Source organism: Halosegnis marinus (assembly GCF_029338355.1).
GTDB classification, from domain to species: Archaea; Halobacteriota; Halobacteria; order Halobacteriales; family Haloarculaceae; genus Halosegnis; species Halosegnis marinus.
The window spans coordinates 1-20,725 of sequence record NZ_CP119803.1; the positions used below are offsets into that span (position 1 = coordinate 1).

Genomic DNA, 20,725 nt, shown 5'->3' on the forward strand with positions numbered 1-20,725 from the left:
TCTGGGCCTGCATAATTTCGCCGAGCTGTTCGGCGTCGTAGGGCGGAAAGACGAATTCACGCTCACACAGGGAAGATTTGACGCGTTCATCCATCCGCTCTTTGTACTTGATCTTGTTACTGATCCCGACAACGCCGATCTTACAAGAGTCGATCTTCCCTGCTTCGCCAGCGCGCGAAAGCTGCATCAGAATCGAGTCGTCCTCGAGCTTGTCGATCTCGTCGAGGATGATCAACACGACATCGAAGGTGTCATCGAGAATGCTCCAGAGCCGCTTGTAGTAGGTTGCCGTGCTAATGCCCTTGTCCGGGATGTTAATCCCAGTGAGCTCGTCGTCGTTGAGCGCGGCGGCAATCGTCTGTGCAGCCTGGGTCTCTGTGGTATCCTGCGCACAGTCGACGTAGGCGGTGCCGACGGTGACCCCTTCCTCCTCGGCCGTGTCGACCAATCGCGACGTGACGTACTTGGCACACAGCGATTTGCCGGTGCCCGTCTTGCCGTAGATGAGGACGTTACTCGGGCTCTGCCCGAAGATCGCGGGGTTTGCGGCGTTCGCGAGCTGTTTGATTTCGTCGTCTCGGCCTACGATGCGGCCTTCATCGGGTAGGTGGCTGATCTCGAGAAGTTCCTTATCGGTAAAGATAGGATCCTCCCGAGTGAAAAGATCGTCTCCCTGTGACATGCGCTTGGCACCGCATTTCCGGTGAAATTACTTGAATCTACCTCCCAGACACACACACCACGTTTCCGGTGAAACACGGTGCGAGGGCGTAAGGATCGCAGTCGAAACGGAGGATAGGATTCATCGGAAGGGCGGTTGTTATCGGAGTAGACCGCCACGAGAGCCCGTGTACCATCGGGACGCGAATTGTGTTTGGGTTCACGAATTGCCTCAACTACACGAAGAGCCGCACCTCCGACTCCCTGCGTGCCGATATCGAACGTTGGAGCAAGGACTCTTGCTCCATCGAATCCACTAGAAATTGGAGTCACTGAGCTGTTCCGACCGTGGGGTCTTAACTCTAGCAAGACACGTGTCTAGATCTTGAGTGAAGATCGGCCGAGAATAGCCTCCTCGAGAACCGTTAACCACGATTTCACCGGAAACGTGGTGTGTGTGTCTCGGTAGGGTGCCAACGACCACCTATCCCCAGCTACTCTCTCATTCCTCGTATCGCGCGGAGCGTGGATCGTCGCTTAGGTGTCGCGACGAGACAGGGGTGAGTCGTGGTCACTTCTTCGCTCCACCACGACCGAGGTGGGGACACCGGGCTTCCGGTGAACTTCTCCACCCCTCGATTGCTATCCGGGATTTCATCGGAAACGAGGTGTGTTCTTCGTTCGTATGTTCTACGAACGACAGCCTACCCTTGATGTCCTGGTGCCCGTGCTTTCACCGGAAACATGGTGTCTGTCTCGACGAATTGTTGTTCGTAGCCTCTACGAACGCACTATATCTGGTCTCGCCGAATCGTCGCGAGATCCTCGGCACGGCGCGTTGTCCGGTGGCTTCCGTCAGTCACGAGTAACATATCTGGAGCTGTGATCACGGGGGCTGTGTCACCACGCTCAAATCCCGCGTCGCGAGCGTTCGGCAACTGGACTTGATAGCCGTGGCCTTCGATCTGGACTGCCGTGTAGACAATACGATAAATCGAGTCCGCATCTCGTGCTACACTCCCAACGAGCTCAACACGTTCACGGCCATCGATCCGATTTCGATTTCCGACGAGGAGTGTCCCATCGACCGCAACGACGAAAAGATCAGCGAGGGTGGTCGTCTCTCCGTCTACCTCTTCGACAAGCCCAGCCGTCCGGGCTGGCTTCGTGATTTGAAGCGCGAGCCCGCCCCCTGAGTTTTTGATGCTGTTGGCCATTCGTTCGTAGTTGCTGGGAACACGACTTGGTGGTTTGGGTAGTCGCTCGGCTGACCCAGATGCCCCTGTTCAATTGCCTCTTATATTTGCTCGCCACTGACATTCGTCATCCTCTCCCGAACAGTTAACTCACCGACGGATCTGCGCACATATATGGATAAGCAGAACGAACTGTATGAGGAAATAACCCCGATCCTCACTGAAGATGAGCTCGATGAATTACTCAATCTAACTTCCGGACCGCTCGATAGTGCGGCCAAACTCCAACGTGATGCGTTCAGGCGGCATATCCGAGAACGCTCCGAAGATGAACCTGATAAATTACGGGTAGCTCTCCAGGAGCTCTTCAAGTGGGATAACTATCCCGCTGCGATCGCCCTTTGGGCTGGCTACATCGAAAAAGCCGATTCACTCCGTTCCGAGGCACGAAGCTTCCAAAGTAGCGACGCGATCGAGTACGCTCTGATCGAGCGTGTCGGCCAACCAGTCTACAATTCCAGCGATTTTGGAAAGGATGAGCTTGACGATGCCGTTACTTGTGTCCTGCAAACATCAGCTGTAGCGCAGTACCGGCCTGAATTCTGGGCAGATGATGAAAAAGCGAGAGCACGAGTGGTGCATGTGCTTGACAAGGAGCTTGAAGACGTCTTCTCAGACGACGTCTGAACGGTAATCCACTTTGTATGCGAGTCCTCCCCTGACGTCACTCAACCAGTCATTCTCCCCGCGAGCGCCTGGGCGTATAGCGCCGACTTGGGCCTTCACCCTCACTTCTGATGAGGTTATACTGCTCGAGCTTGCTGAGGTACTTTCGAACAGTGCGTTTCGATTTCGGGCTCGTGACTCGTCCCGTATATCGCTCATAGATGTCCTTCGGCATCAGCGCCCCCGATTCAAGGAGGATGTCGTAGAGGAGTCGTTGATCATCAGTGAGCTTATCGAGGCTCCGTTGCCGGAGGGTATCTCTCGCAGCCGGGATCGCCGTTCGAATGTGCTCCTCTGTTATTGTGTCGGCACTATCCCATTCCGCTTCTTGGGCTGCTTGGCGGAGGAAGGTGATCGCATCACGAGCGTTTCCGGCAGCTGCATCTGCCAAGTGGTCCAGGTGGGGCGCATCAATCGCGCCTGGGGCGAGGCCAGCCTTCGCTCGAGCTTCGAGTATCGCGACGAGCTCGTCGTGGCTGTATTGATCGAAGTGAATCCGCATTGCCCCCCGCAATCGTGATCGAACACGTTCGTCAAGCGGGTCGAGGATGTCCTCCTCGCGATTAGCGATCAGGATCAGTGTGAGCTCCGGAATCGCCCATAGTTCGCGAAGGAGATCCTTATCGGCAAGTTGATCGACCTCATCGAGAATCACAACATACGGCTCTGCAAGCTCCTCCAGCTGGCGCAACATCTCATCCTGTGGGGTGTTCCGACGGATCTGGTGGGTTGGACCGATTCCGTCGAGCAAGTCGAGGAGCACACGGAAGCGCTTCGAGTGGTTCCAACAGTCGATATACTGTGTTTGTACCCCGAGCGCTTGTTCCTCCAGCTTCGCTGTGGTGAAGCGTGCAAGGCATGTCTTCCCTGCGCCCGAGGGTCCTTCGATGAGTGTGTCTTGGGGGACGTCTCCCTCAACGACTGGTTCGAGGGCGTTCCGGAGGCGGTTTTTCTCCGCGTTCCGGTGGACAACGTCCCCGGGAACCCAGTCCGCATCGAGCACACGGGCGTTGTGAAGCATCTGTTATCGAAGGGAGATATGCTGTGAGGGCATAAGCGGCAGGGGCGGGCTTCCGGGTTTCCGGGTTTGGGAGAGTCGACTGCTCATAGGCGATTTCGATAGGGTATCTTTCACTGTGTCTATGTCCTGATCACTCCTGACTGGGTGAGAACCCGGTGGTCACGATGTCGGATACTCCCACACAAACAGAGGAATCGAGAAATCAAAATACTGCTTGAGCACCGCCTGAACGTCATTTTCTGTTCGACCAAGTGTGGGGAAATTGACGTATGAGGGGATCAATAGCACACCTGCATCAGCGCTTCTGCCCATCGAAAACACGTCCGGATCGCGATGAGCAATCTCCATTTTCATCAGGTGCCAATTTGCGCGCATCTGCTCGCCGCTTTCGTGCTCGACCACAACCCCATCCTTATACGCGTCAAAGCTGGCTCGGCGAGAAACCATGTCGTAGCCGACAGTCGTTTCAAACTTCACGGATACTTCCTGTTCCCAGCCGAGTGGGTCCAGTAGCTCACGTCGCTCACTCAGGTATTGGTTCCCGCCACCATGGTCGATATACGCTTCCGCAATTGCTGGGAGCTCCTGCTTCAATCCTTTCGCCTCGATGATCTCTCTACCCCCATTGAACGACCATGTGTCGCGTCTTCGAATTTCTGGCTTCATCGGCTGAGATGTCCGTTCTACATTGCTTACCCTTTGGGGCTGAGACGACACTATACCGTGCCGGGCGGCGGTGTTACTCCGATATTTTCGAGAACGATGTGAGTGTTCGCTCCGTCGTCTCACGGAGCTCACGCCGAATGTCCGTCTCCCCATACCCCATCGGGGAGAGCACGCTTGTGGCTGCTCGAATCAGCTCTGTGGCGTAGTAGGCTGGATCATACGCTTCGATCTCCTCGAACGCGAGTCGCACACGCTCGGGACCGTGCGTATCGTCGTCGACGATAACATACTCGACATCTTGGCCAGGGGCACGCGTAAGCCCGAGGGCGCGCGCCCGTCGCAGCGCCGCGGTCGTCGCCGTTCGCTGCGTGTATGCTTCCAAGGGCTTCGACGTTCGCGCTGTTTCGACCAGCGCGGCTGGGTCGACGTCTTCGTCACGCAGCCGCGTGAGCGCGCTGGAGAGCTCTTCGATAACAGTAGCTGTATCACGCGATTGATCGTACGTCTCGACGAGCCGCCGTTGGATATCGGCGATGTACGCAGGGGTCGATCGCTGGCGTGTCTCGATCCCCCGGAACTTGTACTCGTCGCGACCAGCGACCTTCCCGAAGTACTTCGTCAGCGCACCGGCCTCCGAGTCACGTTTCGGGACGAAGGCAACCCACTCGAAGTCGTTCTCGTGTTCGAGCGGAATGTTGACATCGTCAGTGATAGCTGCACAGATGTCGGCGAGCGGCTCGTGCGTGTCGACACGCGGAGTCACCCACAACGAGTCGATAATTCCGTGCACGACACGCCATCCCCCGCGTTCCAGTCGCGCCTTCGCGTCGAGCATGAGCTCGCGAGCGACAGCATTGATCGCTTCATGACACTCGATCCGCCCGAATTTCGCATTGCGGTAGCCTTGATAGCCGAAACACGAGACGAGAATCCATTTCAACGCATCCGCGCGGTGCTCGAAGTGTGCCCGCTCTGTGGGATCGTCTGTGGTGGCGATTCGCTCTTTGTAGGCGGCTCGATCATCGATGATTGGCCGAAGGACGTCCGGAATGAATCCACGGTCATCACACAGCGAGTAGTCGAGTCCCGGCACGTCTGCACGGTCATGACAGTCGCAGTCCGTCGTCTCCGGGGAGATATTCCACTCGCACATAATGTTCGGATACAACGAACCGAAGTCGATCTCTGAAATATCCTCGTGGACGCCAACCTCTGGAGAGAATATGAAACCCCCTCGATCGGCGGCGTGCAGTTGCTCGACGGACTTGAACGCCTCTGGATCCCACTTGTTCCACGGCGCGAGGACATCGCGAGCGGTCGCCTCGCGAAGCTGGATCGCCGTGAGAATGTTGCCGATCGATCCCCACGCAGTCTCCTGAATCGGCTTCCACGAGCGCTCGACGAGATCGAGGATTCCCTCAAGGCCACCCTTATCCAACATGAAGCTGTTCAACCGATCGATGATGGCTCGCCCCGGGATAGCGTATCGGGCTGGCGAATGTCCCACCTGGCCGTAACTCTCGTAGGTACTCGCCCCGGCTAATTGTTGATACCCAGAGCGACGACCAAGCGCGAACGCGTCGAGGCCGTGGTCATCCGCTGCCGATTCAAGCAGTGGGATCAGCTGAGCCGACGAACAGAGAAGGACATCCGGATCCACCGTGTCGAGTCGCTCGGCAAGGACTCGGAGCGTGGTCGCAGTGTCTCCGGCAACTGTCTCACCGTCGATCTGGAGGGCGTCAATGCGTTTCTCGGCGAGGTGCGGCTCAGCGAGAGTCAGCTCAAGTGTTCGGAGCGCCCGGGCAGGGACTGGTTCGGTGTCCGTTTCGAGGCAGTAGCGAAACTGCGGTGAAAGGTCAACGTTGTACAGGCGGAAGGTCGCGGGTTGGAATGCCGCCGGCTCATGATGATGGCGGATCTCGTTCGCAAGCGTTCGAAGCTCCCGTTCACGGGCGACGTCCACTCGGAGCACACGTGTCCGCGTCTCGGCGCCGAGCTCCGTGTAGTGGCGCTCTGCAGCGAGGTGGACGACTTTTGGATCGTCGGTGAGCCGCTCGTGGAGCGTCACAAGCGCAGTATCAGGGCCATCGATGTACAGCGTCGGGGCATAGTCGGGATTCGTGACGGTGTCGACCCCATCGCTGGTTGCGTGCCACTCGACCACGCCGCCGTCGTGAAACTCAACCGTCAAGAGTGGCATCGGTCTCCTCGGTCTCTTCGAGCTTGGCCACTCGCGATTCGAGCTGGCGACGCTCTGCTTCAAGCCCAATCACCATCGATAACAGGAGCGCCGTTGTCGGATCGCTCCGATTGAGATAACCGGCGGCATCGGCGTATTGCTCTGCGTAGGCGAACACGGAATCGAAGTCCTGCGTCGCGTCATGGCGAAGCGCGCGCCGGTAATCGCCCCACTGATCCCGTCGGCCCTCAAGGAACCGCCGGTACGTGGGACTGGTCCGGCCCATCTATGCCACCCCGGCAAATTCCATCTCGGATGCAGCCTCGACGAGCGTGGTGTCGCTGACTGCGCCGAATAGCTCGACCCAATATGGAATGGTCGTCTGCCAGCCTCCCTGGACCGGGTAGGCCCTTGTCTCGAAATCGTCACCCTCGAACAAACAGCCAAAGGGAGTCGTCTCGGCTGTTAGTTCACGGTCAGCGACCGTCGCGACGCGGTCGGCAAGCTCGTCGGTGGGGGCTGTTGAGACGAGTACGGCCACATCGTAGGTTTCGGCGAGTCCCTTCAGGCCAGTCAGGACAGCATCAAGCAGCGCATCGCGTTCGTGTGTTGGAACATCGTCGTCACGGTACAGCGACGTGATGTTCGGCAGGCAGAGCAATCCTGTCGAGCTGGTGGTTCGTGCCACCAGCCTGCGACACAGGGAGAAATGCTGGTAGGCGGTAAACGCTCGAGCGATCTGTAACCCGGAAAGTGTGGCCTCCGAGTGGGCCCGCTCGTAGAGCCGATAGGTACTGGCCACGTTCCGACTATCGACCCAGTATGCATGGTCGGTTGTCGGCAGTGCATCGAGGACGATTTCGTGGAATGCGGGCGACTGCGGGTGGTCAACCTGTAGATGTGTAATCCCAGAATCAATGTCTGGAATGGCCTGTCGGCGATGGCTTGTGCGGCTGGATGGTGTGTCCATGGGGCCGCATGCACGCCAGGATGGATAGGTGTCGAGTGTGGGCTTCCGGGTTTCCGGGTTTCCGGGGTTCAGTGTGGTGTGATCGGTGATGAGTCCTACGTCTGTGAAACTCCGTGTGTATCGATCTCTTCTGTGTCGTAGCTCATCGGCCCCTGATACTATTTACCCTCCACAATTCTGAATGTCTACTATCAAATGGCTCCGGAAGATGTAATCCGAAATCCTGGGCATGTCGACGGGGAGCTGCCGAATTTCACGCGGCGGCAGATCTCGTCGAGCACAATTGTCGCGTTTCATACACCCACGGCTTGTACAAATACGACCTGATCGCAGACAGGGAAGACGAGCTCCTCCGTGTGCAGGTTAAGAAGGCCAGACAGGACACAGATAAGAGCTGGAAGTATTCGATACCAACTGGTGGGTATACCAACGACGAAATTGATCTCTTTGCGGGGTACGCACCTGGCCCAAACAAAGTGTTCTACGTCCCGGTCACAGATACCGGGAAGGAGTTTCGTGTCCTGGATAAGACGGGGGAGAACATGAACGAACACAATCGTGATCTGGCAAAGCTGATCGACGACTATACCTTCGAACGAGCGTTTCGGAAGCTGCGTGATGAGTGAGTACAAGCGCCTTCTTCTGCCCCCTTGAGACAGTAATTAAGTTTCGCGCTGTGTGAATCACGGGACATCGATGCAGTGTTGAGTTTCGATCGGGACTTCGATGGACTCGTCGATCGCATTGAACGGGGACGCTGAAATTGGGCGGTGGGTGTCGACACCTACTGAGGCAATCAGCTCCACTCCTGGCGACAGATGCAGCCAGTCTGCTTCCGATGAACGTGCCAGGGCTGCCGATCGTCTGGTGCCGTCGCAGGATCACGGCACCACTACCTCAACGGACCAGTGACCCAAGCCACCCGAGGAGCTCCGTCACCAGTCCTCCAAGTACCTGCCAGTCAATTCCGGGAATTACGCCTGCAAAGAGCGCGCCCAGAAACACGGCGGTCGTGACAACGAGTGAAACAGCCCCATGCCGGGCGGCGGCTCCGGCGAGCTCAACGACGATGCCGAACACAATGTGCGCGCGAACCCCTGCATAGAGGAGCATCGCCGTCGAAACCAGGGCGCCGGCCGAGACGCCAACAATCCCGAACGTGTCGAGCATGTACGCGACGGCCAGCTGCAGTGCCTCACTGACCGGGGCCATCATTGGTGGTCGTGCTCCTCGATGACTGTGTACAGCGCCTGGCCGCGCTCGCATCCGTGTGAGAGCATCTGGTGGAGTAGGCGCTCGGTGTGGGCGCGCTGTGCAGCTGCACGAGCATTGGCCGTCGCAACGGGGTCGACATCACCCGCAAGGACGGTCAGCGTCCAGCGTCCACACGCCCCGGCGAGGACACGCCACAGCTGCACGCCCTCGGGGGCGAATACTGTCTCAGGCGTCCTGTGGTGAGCCCACGCCCGATAGCGAGTCCGGGCGGTCTCGTGGCGGGCGAGCGCTCCTTCGTAGTGCGCTTGTGCCGCGGCCGTGCCCCCGTAGTTCCACGCGAGGGCGCGACCGAGTGGCGTCCCGCGTCTCACCGCGCGAAGGGCTGCGGTTCCACAGGCGCTCGCTGCCGGCCCGAACGAGAGAGGGAATGCGTGTCGCGGGAGTCGGTCGAGCGGGTGTTCGTGTGCGACATGGGCGTCCCACCACCCGATGAACAGCAACAGCGCAGGGACGACAGCATACCCGACGCCCAGTGGCGCTGCGAGGAGCCGCCACACTGAGATCGCAAACAAACCACCGAGCATGATGCGTGCCAACGCCGTTCGCGTAAATCGTTGGCCGTGTCGGTGTGCACGCTGCCGTTCCCGTTCCGATTGGGCCGTCCAGTCGTCGGGAGTTATCGAGACCACCAGTCGGCGCCCTCCTCTGTGTCCATCGCGTCCCGCGTGACTGTTGCGCCCTCAAACTGGATTGTGTTCACTTCATCGGGGGTCCCAGCGTCTTTCCGCCGGTTCCAGAGGTACAACAGGAGGGCTGCGCCACCGATCACGACGACGATCGGCCCGAGCGTCGTGATTGTCGTTGTGAGAACGCCCGGGGCGACGAGCTCTGCACCAAACACGAGAATGCCGGCGGCAACAAGCGCGTACAGCGCCAGCGACTGGACACCGACCCGGCGCATGAACAACGGAACGCCGGCCAGGAGTCCAACGAGGATGAGCACGCGGACAGTCGCCGCCGGAATGAGACCCCCCGCGCCGAGAGAGATCGCTGTGAGCATCACGACACCACCGGCGAGCCATGTTTCCTGCTTCAGAATGCGGAAGCCCACACCCAGGAGCGACAGAAACATCGAGCCGACTGTTGTGATGACGGTGCCAACGCCACCAGCCAAGCGACCGATAAGCCCCGATACACCGCCACGGCCGTCGTTGGTGTCGCGCTGGGTACCGGTCTCGGTATCGCTGTCGTGACTGCGACGGAGCCGACCAACGACGAGCACGACGGCGATTAGTAGTCCCAGTCCTGCGCCGCCTGCGAGGAGAATCGACACCAGGTTTCCGGTGAAAAAGCCGCCCCTCTCGTTTGAGGTGCCATCCGACGGGCCAGCCCCGCCCGCCACCGAGGCGTTCTCACTACCGTCCACGTGCTCGATACGGACTATCTGTGGCTCGTCGCTGATATCGAAGATTGCTGGTGACTCGGCTTCGTCCTCGGCGAGCTGGATGCCGCGTGAGACGGATTGGAGCCGGTAGGTCTCGCCCGTCGTCGTGTTGTGATACGCGATGGTCAGCTCGTCGCCATCGTACTCACCAGGGGAGATAGCGAACGTCGGTGCCGTTGGATCGGGATCGATGACAGTCACCTCGACGTCGCCCGTCTCGACGGACACCGACACCGGGAGTGTCCGCATCGTCGCCTCGCCGTCTGCCGTCGCGTTTTGCATGACGACACGCTGCCCACCGGTCGATTCTGAGACCCATGACGACGACTGGTTCCATGTTGCAGCGTCGATGTAGTGGATAACGTTCGCCCGTGAGGTGTTGCCGACATCAATCGCGAGCGGCTCACCGGGGACGCGCGAGGAGACCGCGAACGCCGTGTTGAGATCCTCACCGGCAACCGACGGATCCAGTACCTCGATACTCCCGCCAGATGTTCGCGTGACGACGCCAGTGACGCGGACGCTTACGCGTTCAGCCTGCTCGACGGCGCCGAATGCGACCGTGAGGTTCGTCTCCTCGAGCGTGTAGCCCGGGGTGTCGACGGGCGACCACGTCTGGCCATCGCGGCGAACTTCGAGATCGCGTACGGCGACGACGGACTTCTGGAATGGGATCGTGAGGCTTGCACTCTCACGGTTACCCGCGTAGGTGTGGCTCACCTCGTAGCTTTCTGTCCACTCTGTCGCTGTGTAGTTCGCCGTTTGCTTCGACCGCGCTGTATGTTCGTAGCTGATACCAACGCGAGCAGTCGGTGCATCGCTCGACAGCGACGGGGCCGCCGAGACACTGACCGTGTTCTCGCCCGGCTGTATCCACGACGCGTCGGCTGTGTAGGTTGCCGTCTCGCCGTCCGCCAGCTGGCCGGCGTGTGTGATCGTTTGTCCGTTGATGTTCACCGTCGCGTCCTCCGTGACGGTTCGCTCCTGGAGGGTCAGCTCGACGGTCGCGCTTGACCAGCCCGTCGTCGACATGGAAGCGGTGTGCGTGCCGGTCGCGAGGGGGCCGATGTCGAACGTCCGCGTCTCGCCGTCGGATAGGAGGCCCGAGACGGACGCCTCGGCCGTCCCGTCGCCGTCAAGGTCCACGGCTGGATCCTCAGTGGCCATCCGCTCTGTCGCCGTCAGGTTCCAGCTGGCGCGCCCGCTCGTGAGCGTCGTCGTTATCTGTTGGGTGCCAATCGCGAGACCGGCCGTGTCGACCGTCTGCGTTTCACCGTCGCGGATCACGCCGGTGTAGCTTGCGTCGGGCGAGCCGTCGCCATCGAGATCGACGGCTGGGTCCTTCGTCGCGGTGACCGCGTCGGCGGTGATGGTCCAGTCCACGACGCCCGCACCCGTCGATGTCTCCACCGTGCGCGAGCCGGCTGTTAGTTCGGAGATGGGGACAGACGCGCTTGCACCAGGCGCTATCTGCCCGTTGTAGCTCGCCTCGGGAGCGCCGTCGCCGTCGAGATCCACGGACGGGTCCTCGGTGATGAACGTCTCGTCGGCGGTGATGGTCCAGCCAGTCGTCCCCGCGGTCGTCGACGTGTCGACGGTCGGCGTCCCCGTGCCGAGGTTCGGGAGCGATAGCTGGCTCGTCTGCCCGGTTGTGAGGATACCATTGTGCGAGGCATCCGGCGTACCATCACCGTCGATGTCTACTGACGGGTCCTCCGTCGCCGTGCGCTCAGTGAACGAGAACGAGTAGTCGGGCACGGGCCCGGAGCCGGCACTGGTCGTGACCGTGCTGTCACCGGTGGCGAGCGATGGGACCTCCACCGTCACGGTGTCGCCGGCTTGGTAGACGCCGGTCGCGCTCGCTTCGGGAGAGCCGTCACCGTCGATGTCCACCGACGGGTCCTCCGTCGCCGTTCGTTCCGTGTAGTCAAGCGACCAGTCCGGGGCGGGACCCGAAGAGGACCCAGTATCGACCGTCTGCGTGCCGGTCGTCAATTCCGAGAGGCTGAGCGTCGTCGTCTGGCCTTGCGTGAATACCCCGGCCGCGGTCGCCTCCGCGGTTCCATCACCGTCGATATCCACCGAGGGGTCCTCGGTTGCGCTTCGCTCGTTCATCCGAAGGCTAGCGTCGAACTCGCCGCCATTCGAGGCAATCGTGATCTCGGTTACAGACGTATCCAGTGCGGGAAGTTCGACTGTCTGAGTCCCACCGCTCCCGATAAACCCGGCATAGTACGACTCACCGTTGTCCAAATCGACGTTCACGTTGCCGGGTTCGGAGACAGCCGTGATGTCCGCTGCCTGATTATAGGTACTGCTGTCATCGGTCCGAAGCGCGGCTTCGTCTGTCGAATCCATCGGAATCACTGGTCGCCCACTATCGGGGGACAGGAACATCACCGTCACATAGCTGTACCCTCCGGGATCGAAGTCACTGATGCCCACGTTGGCGGTACCACTATTCTGCCCACTTGGTGGAGTGAACGACCCTACGTATGTCATGGAGCCCGTGTCGAGCGTTTGATCGGGCATTCCCCGCTCCAAATATATCTCAAGATGCCCGCCGTCTACCAGCGAATTGCGGCTCCACCTAATGTCGAGGTCGGTGATCGTTCCCCCATTCGGAACCGGGATTCCGTAGTTGTGGAATCGGTTTGCGGGCCCGATAGTGTCCTGAGTGTCGAACGCGTTCGCCGTCAGCGTCCGCCCCGTGATTTCGATCTCCGGCTCGTTGTTCGACGATGGCCCAGTGGGGTCGAGGTTTCCGTCTACAGATATTCCCCGGCTGAACGTTCCGTAGGTTGCGACGATGTTCGACCACGAGTAATCGTTCGACGTCGTCGTCGTCCGGCCCGTAAGCGTCACCTGCGCGTTCGTCGGCTCCAGGTTTCCGCTGACGGAGACGGTGTCACCGTCGATTCCACTCGCGATCGCGGCCGTGTTCGAGCCACGCCCTTCGAGCGTCACCGTCGGCTCGTTGTTCGTCGACGGGCCGGTCGGATCGAGGTTCCCGCCCACGCTGACCGACGACCCGCTCGCACCGGAGACCGTGCGGCTGTTCGTGGGGACCTGCCCTTCGAAGGAGATGGTCGCGTTCTGCGGCGGGGCGTTCCCGTCGACCGCGATGGTCGTCCCCGAGCCCGCGCCGCTCCACGTCTGCCTGGTCGTCGTTTCGACGCCAGTAAACTGGATGAGCCCGTTCTCCGCCGGGATGTTCCCCCGACGGTGATGTCTTTCGTGTCGCCGGTTGAGGCCCCTGCAGTCGACCACGACTGCTGGGTCGTCGTCTCGACGCCGTGGAACGTCACCGACTCGCCCGTCGGGGCGAGGTTCCCGTCAACGGTCACCGATGTCGAACCGCCCGATCCGAGATCCGTCCCCATCCACGAGGCAACCCGCGACTCGGTCGTTCCCGTGAGCGTCACCGTTGGCGAGCCGTTCGGCCCGGTCGCGTTCGCGTTGCCGCCCACCTGATACTGGAAGCTCTCACCGTTGAGCAGCGTCGATGCCGAGACGTTATCCCATGAGCGCGACTCCACGCCAGTTAGCGTGACGGTGAAGTTCTCGACACCCGCGGCACCGGCGTCACTCATATTGTAGGTCCATGAGGCGCCATCCTGCGCCGGGTCGGCGGAGACAGACACACTCCCCTCGAAGTAGACCGTGTTCGTCGAAAAATGTTCGAAGCGAACGAGGGCATACGTCTGGGCGTTGGCCTCGACGTACCGAATCGGCTGGGTCGTCCGTTCGTCCGTCTCGCTGTTCACGACCGTCGCGAACGCTGGCGTTCGTCCAAGCGCTTGTTCGAGCGCCTGTTGTGGGATGCCGACAACACGGCCGATGTCGCGATCCGAGGTGAAATTCATCGCAAAGTCCGGGTCGACGCTGTCGCCATCAAACGTGAGCTCGACAGTGAGCGAGTCGGCGGCGTCCGTCGCTTGAACGCCCGCGAAATCATCGGCAGAGATGTCGTTGAATTCCGATTGGATGGCTGCCGGGAGCCCGGACGTGACTGACGAGGCAGGACCATCCCACTCGACGTCGTCTGTAGTGGTCGTCGTGTTGTTCACGGGCACGCTCGCGAATGTGTCAGTGTCCGCGCCACCGAGCGCTGGGGCGGGCGCGTGCGGGGCCGGTGGCGCACCCGGTGGCGTCGCGGGCGCTTTTGTCCCCGAGAGCGCGATTGCGGGCGCGACCATGCTCGTCGCGAGCAAGAGCGCGAACATGACTGCAAGCGCTCGCGCGCCGACGCGGGTACCGGCCTGGCTACGCATGTGTGATCACCTCTAGTCCCGCTGCCCGCGTGCGCGCCGGCCCAGTACTGTCCCGGCCTGCGCGTCCACCGCGGCGCGGACGGTGCGCGTCAGCCGCACGTGCGGCCGTAGACGCGGTCGTGTGGACCGAGGCGTGCGTCGACGCGTCGCGGTTGCAGGCGAGCACACGCGCTGGCCTGTGGGCGTTCACAGGCCCACCTCGCCCGGGCGCACATCCGCGTCCACGGACCCGAACGCAGCGTTGTCGCTGGGCATGATCCCGATATCGCCGAGCGAGCGACTGATCAGTGGCTTCGCCGTCCGAAAATCCACCTCCTCGATTTCCTCGGAGTGACGCAACCGAGCGCTCGCTTCCATCAGGCGCATCATTGCACCGATCTTCCGGGCGGTGACTGGGAGCGCAGGGAGCTCGTCGGTCATGCCCGCGGCGTCGTACTGGTCGGGGCGGTAGCGATTCGGGAGATCGGTTTTGAGGTTGGTGAACCATGTGGTAACGAGCTGTGTCACTGCAGGATCGCGGATGACCGGCTGGTACTCTTTCGCGGCTGCGATGTAGGCGACGATCGTCCGGTCGGAGAGATCGGATTCGATGGTGTGTCGCTGGGCGTCAGGGAGGGCCTCTCCCCGCGCTTGCTTGCCGGCTGCCGTCCGGCTGGTCACCATCATCTCGGCGAGTGATTCGACGAACGCCTCCTCGGTGCGCTCACGGACGACGAACATCAGATCGAACCGGGAGAGGAGCGGGGACTGGAGATCGACTTGGTCGGCGATTTCTGTGCTCGGATCGATATGCCCTCCGGTGGGATTGCCCGCGGCCAACAGTGCCGTCTTGGCTGGGAGCATCGCGTTCTTGCCGGCCTTCGAGATGAGGACGCGTTGGGACTCAAGCGCCGTATGGAGCGCATCGAGATCCGCAGTGGCACCCTTGTCGAGCTCGTCGACGACCGCCAACCCTCGTGGGCTAAGACGAGCGTGCCGGCGTCGATCGACCACTGCTCATCCGAAAACGAGTCCTTCGAGATCGCTGCGGTGAGGCCGGCGCTGACGAGCCCGTTCCATCCGTGATTGCTCCGCGCGGCGAGAGCTCGTAGGCCCGCTCAAGCAGGCCTGTCTTGTCGGTGCCCGGGTCCCCGAGGAGGTAGATGTGTGAGTCACCGCGGTAGTACCGCCCGCCATCGGATTCGCGTGCCCACCCGCCGAACAGCTGGAGGAGCAAGGCGAGCTTGATGTGTTCATCGCCCGCGTGGCCGGGGGCGAATTCCGAAACGAGGAGACGAGCTGTGTTCGGATGCGTACGAATCGTCTCGATCTCCTCGGCGTAGGCGTCCGTGTCGATCTCGGCGAACGAGTCTTCCTCGGTCGTGACGGCTTGGCCGATGAGCTGCTTTTTCCAGACGACCTTGCCTTTGTTGTACACCGGCGTGACGCGGCCGGTCACGGTGACACGCGTCCCGCCCTCGATCGCGTCATCGCCGGCGAGATCACCGCTCACGTGGACATCGATATTCTCCGTCTCGCCTTGGGCCTGCTCTGGCGGCTGTTGAAGCCGGATCTTCTGGTGATTCGTCCACTCGCTTTGTGCTTCCTTCAGCCGGAAGGGCCCCTGCAGCTCACAGCCGGCGCATTCGTTCGGCTCACGCATCATGCCCGACGGCGGCTGTGTAACCCGGGTGAGCGTCTCGCACCGCAGGCAGCTGAACGCGCCCAGCTGCAGCTTTGGATTCACCTCCGTCCGTTTGGTGATCTGTCCCTCGACATCGATGAGCCGGGACATCGTGTCTGCGGGTGAAAACCCGCCAACTGTGAACGTCTCCGACGCTGGAAGATCGGTGAACCGAACGTTCGCGAGTCCGAGCGGCACGTTGCGCTCCGGCAGCTCGATATCATGGAGCGCTGCCTCTGCAGCCTCCTGTGAGCGCTCTGGTTGTCGTGGAATGTCGCTGGCCAGTCGCGTGTCGGTGACAGCGAGCTCCCTAACGGGAATGTACAGCGATCGCTCGTCTGGATACGCGTCGGCAAGCGCTCGAATGTCAGCTGCGAATTCTTCGCGAAGCACCTGCGTCCACCGCGCATCGAGGGTCATGCCGGCCACCCCTGGGCATGCGTGTGGAGTGTAAGGCCCCGATCGATCCCCCGCCCCGGGGGGCTTGTCACATTCCGACTCTGAATGCGCGCGTACAACTGGTGTCGGCTCCCCGAGACAACCTCGAAAAAACGAGGCCGCCGGGGCCTGGGGACGCACCGCGGGCCGATAGGGAGATGGGTGGAATGGGGTGTTTCGAGCGGCTGCAAGCGCTGGGTCCCATCGGTTGTTGGCGCGGCTGCTGGTACTGTGTGTTCCCTGTGAGAATGCTCAGTCATCCGCGATCGCCTCCGTGATGCCACTGATCTCGCCTTGGGCTGGCTTCGGCAGCCGAGCCACGACCGTCTCCTCGCTCGGTGTGGTCGTCGGTGTCGGCTCCATGACGAGCTCGACGTAGCGGCCGTCTGTGCTCTCACGGAGCGGCGCACAGAAGCGCAGGCCATCAATCGGCGACACCAGCTCGTCGATTATCTCGCCGGAGTCGACCGAGATACTGCCCGAGCCGGGATCCTTGACGAGGAGCCGATGGGCGTGGGCGTTCTGCCACTCGCCGAAGATTGTGTCATCGAAGGCGAGCTCACGCGAGACGGTCTCATCGGACGCGGCTTGGACATCGGCGGGCGGCTCGAATCGGATCTTCACCCAGCGTGAGGCCCACTCGTTGTCGCTCGGCTCAGCGATGTTTCCCCAACCGAACAGTGAGAATTCGTTTTCGACGAAGCAGATCCCGGTGCCCTGGGGCTGCCCGGAGAGAATGTCGGTCTCCATCGGCACCTTCTGCATTCCGAGCGGATAGCTCGACCGCCGGCCTTGCGTTGGGTTTGGCGAGCCATCCGCTGGGATGTGCCATTTGAACTCACGGCGGACGATCTCGTGGACGTTTCGGCCACGGTGACCGAAGAAAAACAGCGAGAGTTTGCGCTTGCGTGAGGCTGCCCACAGCGACCGAAGCAGCTCGATCTTGTCGTGGAGGCGGCCTTCGGCGTTCGAGGCGCTTTGCTTGATGAAGTCGCCACACTCGTCGAACAGCAACGACCACCACTCGTTGAACGGGCCGTACTCAGCTCGGGCGACAATGAACGCGAACCACCAGTCGATGGTCCGGGTGCCGGGGTCGTGGACCGGGTCATCACTCTCCCATGCGGGCGTGAACTCGAACGTACCAGTCACACGGTCGGTGCGCTCGATGACGGTCGAACAGCCGGCGAATGATGGGTCCGGGTAGACGACATTGAACGTGCCTGCGGGACGCTCGCTGATTTGATCGAGGAGATCGTAGACATCGTCGTAGTAGACCACCTCGCGAACGAGCTCGTCGAGACGCTCGTTGGCGAGCGGTTGGAGGCGGTCATCGCTTTCCTCCTCCATGATTGTCCCGTCGAGCTCGACGCTCGCGGGGAGATACAACTGCGTCCAATGGCGATAGGGGAGCCAACCGGAACTTTCCGACCGGCCACGCCAGATGACTTTCTCGTCGTTTTCCTCCATGAGCCGCGGCGACAAGTTCCGGGCGAACGTCGTCTTCCCGGCGTCACGCTCGGCCGTGATGAAACAGTCCGTGGCCTTGTTCGAACGCGCACGTTCGGCCGACTGTTCGTGGATGAACGTGTCCGGGTAGACCATCCGCCCGAACTTGTGCTCGCAAAACGCCTCGAGATCGAAGCTCGGAATCGAGAACTTGCCGCGGATCTCCTGAGCATCCGATTCGTAGTACTTTGGCGCGCGATGGTCACGAAGGACTTCATAGCCCTGCAGTGTTCGCTCGCCCCAGTCGTAGCCGTCCGGTGGTGTTTGGTGTGGCATAGTGAGAATCAGCCCTGTGGTGCGCCGACATCGTCGACACGCTCTTCGCTCGATTCACCAGCGACGGCTGCGAGCCCACGCACGCAGCGATTGGTCGCCGGGAGGAGATACCGCGCCGCTAACTGCTCGCGCTCGCGGACGGCCGCCGGGCTAGCATCGACGAGAACACCCCTGGCGGCACGTTGTGAGAGGATTCGATGCTCCAGGTGGTCGCCGCCGGGTACGTTTCGGATTTCGCCCCACGTGGCGTGGTCGAGCCGTTGGAACCAGGCCTCGACATCGCGGACTGACGTGAACCCATCGAGGAAGCTCTCCAGGGCAGCTGTCTGGAGCGCGAAGTACTCCTCGAAGGCTGGTCGAAGCGCGAAGAACGGTGACTTGTCTGGATCCGGCGGGTTGGCTTCGACAGCATACTCAGTTGCAGACGTCCGGAGCTCGCGATACGCGGCGAGCGCGGCCGGCCGCAGATACCGTGAGCGCAGTCGATGGCGCGCGGCTCTTGCGGCCGCGTCTGTGAGATCGTGCGCTGGCGAAACACGGGTACGTGCGGGCTCGTGGCATAGCGCTGCGAGCGTCGTCCGCTCGTGTGTGTCCGCGAGCGCGAAGTAGATCCGATCGGCGAGCCGGCCGAACGAACAGTACTGGAAGCGGAGCATCCATTCCAGCAAGGCTCGGCGATCGGCGAAGCCGTCGGTGAAGGTGCCGATCGCACGACGCTGATGATCGTTGAGGTTCCGGAGGGCCGGATGTGCGTCATGTGGGCCATCCGATGTCCCCCTCGGCCCCGATATGGGCTCGGGCGGCTCTTCCTCAGGGGTGGGTGCGCCTCGCTCACCTGGGACCCCCACACCGCGCTTGCCCGTTGCCACTGGCATGTTCGAATCGGGCTGGACAGTGGTGTCGCGGTTGGTGCCCACTAGCCGTCACCCGAGGTGTTGGCCCGTCGGCCGGCGTGGGGACGCTCGCTCGTGAGCTCGTCGTCCGGCCAGTCAATATCGCGCTCGTGTGCGCTCCCGATGACGGACTCGTCGTTGGCGTTGCGAACCTCCTCGACGACATCCTCGGAGCGACGGATCTCGCTGCGGAGCTCACGGAGGAGCTCCTCACGCTGGCGGTTTTCGTCGATGCCTTTCTCCAGCTGCATTGCCGTTACAACGGCATCGCCGAAGTGGCCCTGCGCAGGCGTGAACCGAGCAACACCATTGACGGCGTGCGTGTGCACGAAGACAACCACCCCGATCGCCCCCAGAATGGCGGCGAGAGGCCCACCGAGATAGTATCCCACGGCACCGCCGATGGCGAGCTCGCCAAGGTGGTTGAGAATGCCTGTGATGTCGAGACGGCCATCCGCCGTTCGTGTGTCGAGCTCGAACGCAAATCCTTCGGGGGAATACTCGTAGGTGACATCGGCGTCCTCGTCGATGAAGACGAGCTTATCGGCGGCCGATTTCCCCGTGAGCTCAAGTTCCGACTTGATCCGATCCGCATTGTTGAGGACAGCCGCACCGCCCCACAGCCGCGCGAGGAACGGGACGATACCACGGCGGATGACGACGGTCCTGCCATCTGCGAGCGTTGCAACTTTGATGATCGGCATCTCCCCACGGAGCGCCGACCGGGCCTCCCCGCCGGTGAACGTCTTGTCGATCTTCGTTGAGACGCCAAGCAGCGCGAGCCTCGTCACCTGCGAGTGTGATTTCTCTAACCAGAGGGCCCCGGCCGCCCCACAGACGAGGACGGCGACGACGAGCGGCATCGAGACGAGGAAATTCGACGCCCATACCCAGGAGATCAGCAAGATGCCGACGACGGCGAACACGATGGTCCCGAACCAGAGCGTGAGGTTTCCGGGCCCCTTCCCGACCTTGTTGAGGATCTTCGGGACGAAGTGTGCGTCAAGCAGTAGCCCGACAAAGATCGGGAGCACGAACACGAGGAGGGCACGCCCGAAGAACCCAGCCTCCGTGTTGATGGCGACTGCCGAGGAGAGCGGTGCGGAGTCGTGCGACCACGTCCACCGTGCACCCTCAACCCCTCGATCCAGAGGACGGCCTGCTTCCCCTCGTGCTTGGGGAGGGTGATGCTCGTCTGGTCGCGATAGGCGCCGTCGTTCAGTGTTATGTCCCAGGACCGCTCCTCGATGTCGGTGGGCACGGTCATCGTCTGGGTCGTGTTGTCCGTCGTGACGACACGCTCGGCGGTGTCGTAGAACACCGCCCGCACGGTGTACTCCGTCTGTTGGGGGTCGAACCGGATGGCTCTGAACACGAGTTCGTTTGAATGGACGGACGAGCGGGGGCCGAGATCCCAGTTGATTCCAAACAGGCCGAGGAAGCCAACGGCGGGATACTCTACTTTCAGCTCGCCGTACTCGGAAAAGCGCCTGATGCTCTGTGGCGTGTCTTCCCCGACCGGTAAGTCACCGCCGCGGCGAAGCTCCTCGAGCGTGTACCCCTGTCCCGCCGTCACATTCGCCTGTGCGCTCGTC

The 20,725-nt window shown here is 61.5% G+C and carries 17 protein-coding genes and 2 pseudogenes; 4 read left to right on the forward strand and 15 right to left on the reverse strand.

Going from position 1 to position 20,725, the window contains the following annotated elements:
* Position 1: 1 nt before the first annotated feature.
* Both P2T37_RS14805 and P2T37_RS14810 read right to left on the reverse strand, forming a co-directional pair.
* A pseudogene (locus P2T37_RS14805) lies at positions 2 to 682 on the reverse strand (Cdc6/Cdc18 family protein); the annotation flags it as partial.
* 769 nt (positions 683 to 1,451) lie between these two features.
* Positions 1,452 to 1,877 (reverse strand): hypothetical protein, encoded by a 426-nt coding sequence (locus P2T37_RS14810; RefSeq protein WP_276236245.1) that lies wholly within the window; start codon positions 1,875 to 1,877, stop codon positions 1,452 to 1,454.
* Positions 1,878 to 2,030: 153 nt separating this feature from the next.
* On the opposite strand from P2T37_RS14810, the gene P2T37_RS14815 reads away from it, so the two are divergent.
* Positions 2,031 to 2,543, forward strand: a complete 513-nt coding sequence (locus P2T37_RS14815; protein WP_276236246.1) for a hypothetical protein — start codon at positions 2,031 to 2,033, stop codon at positions 2,541 to 2,543.
* A gap of 49 nt (positions 2,544 to 2,592) precedes the next feature.
* On the opposite strand, the gene P2T37_RS14820 is transcribed toward P2T37_RS14815, so the two are convergent.
* The 5 genes from P2T37_RS14820 to P2T37_RS14840 form a co-directional block, all read right to left on the reverse strand.
* On the reverse strand, positions 2,593 to 3,603 hold the full coding sequence (locus P2T37_RS14820; protein WP_276236276.1) for a Cdc6/Cdc18 family protein: 1,011 nt from the start codon (positions 3,601 to 3,603) through the stop codon (positions 2,593 to 2,595).
* A 159-nt stretch (positions 3,604 to 3,762) separates the two neighbouring features.
* Positions 3,763 to 4,269, reverse strand: a complete 507-nt coding sequence (locus P2T37_RS14825) for a hypothetical protein (protein WP_276236248.1) — start codon at positions 4,267 to 4,269, stop codon at positions 3,763 to 3,765.
* A 73-nt stretch (positions 4,270 to 4,342) separates the two neighbouring features.
* The gene (locus tag P2T37_RS14830; protein WP_276236249.1) at positions 4,343 to 6,469 is read right to left on the reverse strand and encodes a type B DNA-directed DNA polymerase; all 2,127 of its coding nucleotides are present in this window, start codon (positions 6,467 to 6,469) and stop codon (positions 4,343 to 4,345) included.
* Positions 6,450 to 6,734 (reverse strand): DUF8156 family protein, encoded by a 285-nt coding sequence (locus tag P2T37_RS14835; RefSeq protein WP_276236250.1) that lies wholly within the window; start codon positions 6,732 to 6,734, stop codon positions 6,450 to 6,452. Before P2T37_RS14835 ends, P2T37_RS14830 begins: the two co-directional genes overlap by 20 nt.
* Positions 6,735 to 7,418 carry a P-loop NTPase family protein gene (locus P2T37_RS14840; protein WP_276236251.1) on the reverse strand — a complete coding sequence of 228 codons (684 nt, stop codon included), beginning with the start codon at positions 7,416 to 7,418 and terminating at the stop codon, positions 6,735 to 6,737.
* Between the two features lie 113 nt (positions 7,419 to 7,531).
* Here P2T37_RS14840 and P2T37_RS14845 point away from each other — a divergent pair, with 113 nt between their 5' ends.
* Both P2T37_RS14845 and P2T37_RS15510 read left to right on the forward strand, forming a co-directional pair.
* Complete coding sequence (locus P2T37_RS14845) at positions 7,532 to 8,044, forward strand: group I intron-associated PD-(D/E)XK endonuclease (protein ID WP_276236277.1); 513 nt, start codon at positions 7,532 to 7,534, stop codon at positions 8,042 to 8,044.
* Positions 8,045 to 8,089: 45 nt separating this feature from the next.
* Positions 8,090 to 8,179: pseudogene (locus tag P2T37_RS15510) on the forward strand (type II toxin-antitoxin system VapC family toxin); the annotation flags it as partial.
* A gap of 136 nt (positions 8,180 to 8,315) precedes the next feature.
* Here the strand turns inward: P2T37_RS15510 and P2T37_RS14850 are convergent.
* The 3 genes from P2T37_RS14850 to P2T37_RS14860 form a co-directional block, all read right to left on the reverse strand.
* Positions 8,316 to 8,633 carry a hypothetical protein gene (locus P2T37_RS14850; RefSeq protein ID WP_276236253.1) on the reverse strand — a complete coding sequence of 106 codons (318 nt, stop codon included), beginning with the start codon at positions 8,631 to 8,633 and terminating at the stop codon, positions 8,316 to 8,318.
* Entirely contained in the window at positions 8,630 to 9,190 is a 561-nt protein-coding gene (locus P2T37_RS14855) for a hypothetical protein (protein WP_276236254.1), read from the reverse strand. The genes P2T37_RS14850 and P2T37_RS14855 overlap by 4 nt, the downstream gene beginning before the upstream one ends.
* Before the next feature lie 119 nt (positions 9,191 to 9,309).
* On the reverse strand, positions 9,310 to 13,347 hold the full coding sequence (locus tag P2T37_RS14860; RefSeq protein ID WP_276236278.1) for a hypothetical protein: 4,038 nt from the start codon (positions 13,345 to 13,347) through the stop codon (positions 9,310 to 9,312).
* Positions 13,348 to 13,754: 407 nt separating this feature from the next.
* Here P2T37_RS14860 and P2T37_RS14865 point away from each other — a divergent pair, with 407 nt between their 5' ends.
* Entirely contained in the window at positions 13,755 to 14,093 is a 339-nt protein-coding gene (locus tag P2T37_RS14865; RefSeq protein ID WP_276236279.1) for a hypothetical protein, read from the forward strand.
* Positions 14,094 to 14,537: 444 nt separating this feature from the next.
* On the opposite strand, the gene P2T37_RS14870 is transcribed toward P2T37_RS14865, so the two are convergent.
* From P2T37_RS14870 to P2T37_RS14890, 5 genes are all read right to left on the reverse strand, one after another.
* On the reverse strand, positions 14,538 to 15,302 hold the full coding sequence (locus P2T37_RS14870; protein WP_276236280.1) for an ATP-binding protein: 765 nt from the start codon (positions 15,300 to 15,302) through the stop codon (positions 14,538 to 14,540).
* Between the two features lie 10 nt (positions 15,303 to 15,312).
* The gene (locus tag P2T37_RS14875; RefSeq protein WP_276236281.1) at positions 15,313 to 16,434 is read right to left on the reverse strand and encodes a minichromosome maintenance protein MCM; all 1,122 of its coding nucleotides are present in this window, start codon (positions 16,432 to 16,434) and stop codon (positions 15,313 to 15,315) included.
* Positions 16,435 to 16,704: 270 nt separating this feature from the next.
* Complete coding sequence (locus P2T37_RS14880) at positions 16,705 to 18,237, reverse strand: ATP-binding protein (protein WP_276236282.1); 1,533 nt, start codon at positions 18,235 to 18,237, stop codon at positions 16,705 to 16,707.
* 8 nt (positions 18,238 to 18,245) lie between these two features.
* On the reverse strand, positions 18,246 to 19,154 hold the full coding sequence (locus tag P2T37_RS14885) for a hypothetical protein (RefSeq protein ID WP_276236283.1): 909 nt from the start codon (positions 19,152 to 19,154) through the stop codon (positions 18,246 to 18,248).
* Positions 19,154 to 20,170: a hypothetical protein gene (locus P2T37_RS14890; RefSeq protein WP_276236284.1), complete on the reverse strand. Its 1,017-nt coding sequence runs from the start codon at positions 20,168 to 20,170 to the stop codon at positions 19,154 to 19,156. The genes P2T37_RS14885 and P2T37_RS14890 overlap by 1 nt, the downstream gene beginning before the upstream one ends.
* Positions 20,171 to 20,725: the final 555 nt, after the last annotated feature.

What these genes read in the sequence shown, in the direction of transcription:
- P2T37_RS14865 (WP_276236279.1), top strand. Translation starts at nt 13,755, where the DNA reads ATGTTCGAAGCGAACGAGGGCATACGTCTGGGCGTTGGCCTCGACGTA.
- P2T37_RS14830 (WP_276236249.1), bottom strand. Translation starts at nt 6,469, where the DNA reads ATGCCACTCTTGACGGTTGAGTTTCACGACGGCGGCGTGGTCGAGTGG.
- P2T37_RS14850 (WP_276236253.1), bottom strand. Translation starts at nt 8,633, where the DNA reads ATGATGGCCCCGGTCAGTGAGGCACTGCAGCTGGCCGTCGCGTACATG.
- P2T37_RS14840 (WP_276236251.1), bottom strand. Translation starts at nt 7,418, where the DNA reads ATGGACACACCATCCAGCCGCACAAGCCATCGCCGACAGGCCATTCCA.
- P2T37_RS14875 (WP_276236281.1), bottom strand. Translation starts at nt 16,434, where the DNA reads ATGACCCTCGATGCGCGGTGGACGCAGGTGCTTCGCGAAGAATTCGCA.
- P2T37_RS14835 (WP_276236250.1), bottom strand. Translation starts at nt 6,734, where the DNA reads ATGGGCCGGACCAGTCCCACGTACCGGCGGTTCCTTGAGGGCCGACGG.
- P2T37_RS14820 (WP_276236276.1), bottom strand. Translation starts at nt 3,603, where the DNA reads ATGCTTCACAACGCCCGTGTGCTCGATGCGGACTGGGTTCCCGGGGAC.
- P2T37_RS14880 (WP_276236282.1), bottom strand. Translation starts at nt 18,237, where the DNA reads ATGCCACACCAAACACCACCGGACGGCTACGACTGGGGCGAGCGAACA.
- P2T37_RS14825 (WP_276236248.1), bottom strand. Translation starts at nt 4,269, where the DNA reads ATGAAGCCAGAAATTCGAAGACGCGACACATGGTCGTTCAATGGGGGT.
- P2T37_RS14810 (WP_276236245.1), bottom strand. Translation starts at nt 1,877, where the DNA reads ATGGCCAACAGCATCAAAAACTCAGGGGGCGGGCTCGCGCTTCAAATC.
- P2T37_RS14815 (WP_276236246.1), top strand. Translation starts at nt 2,031, where the DNA reads ATGGATAAGCAGAACGAACTGTATGAGGAAATAACCCCGATCCTCACT.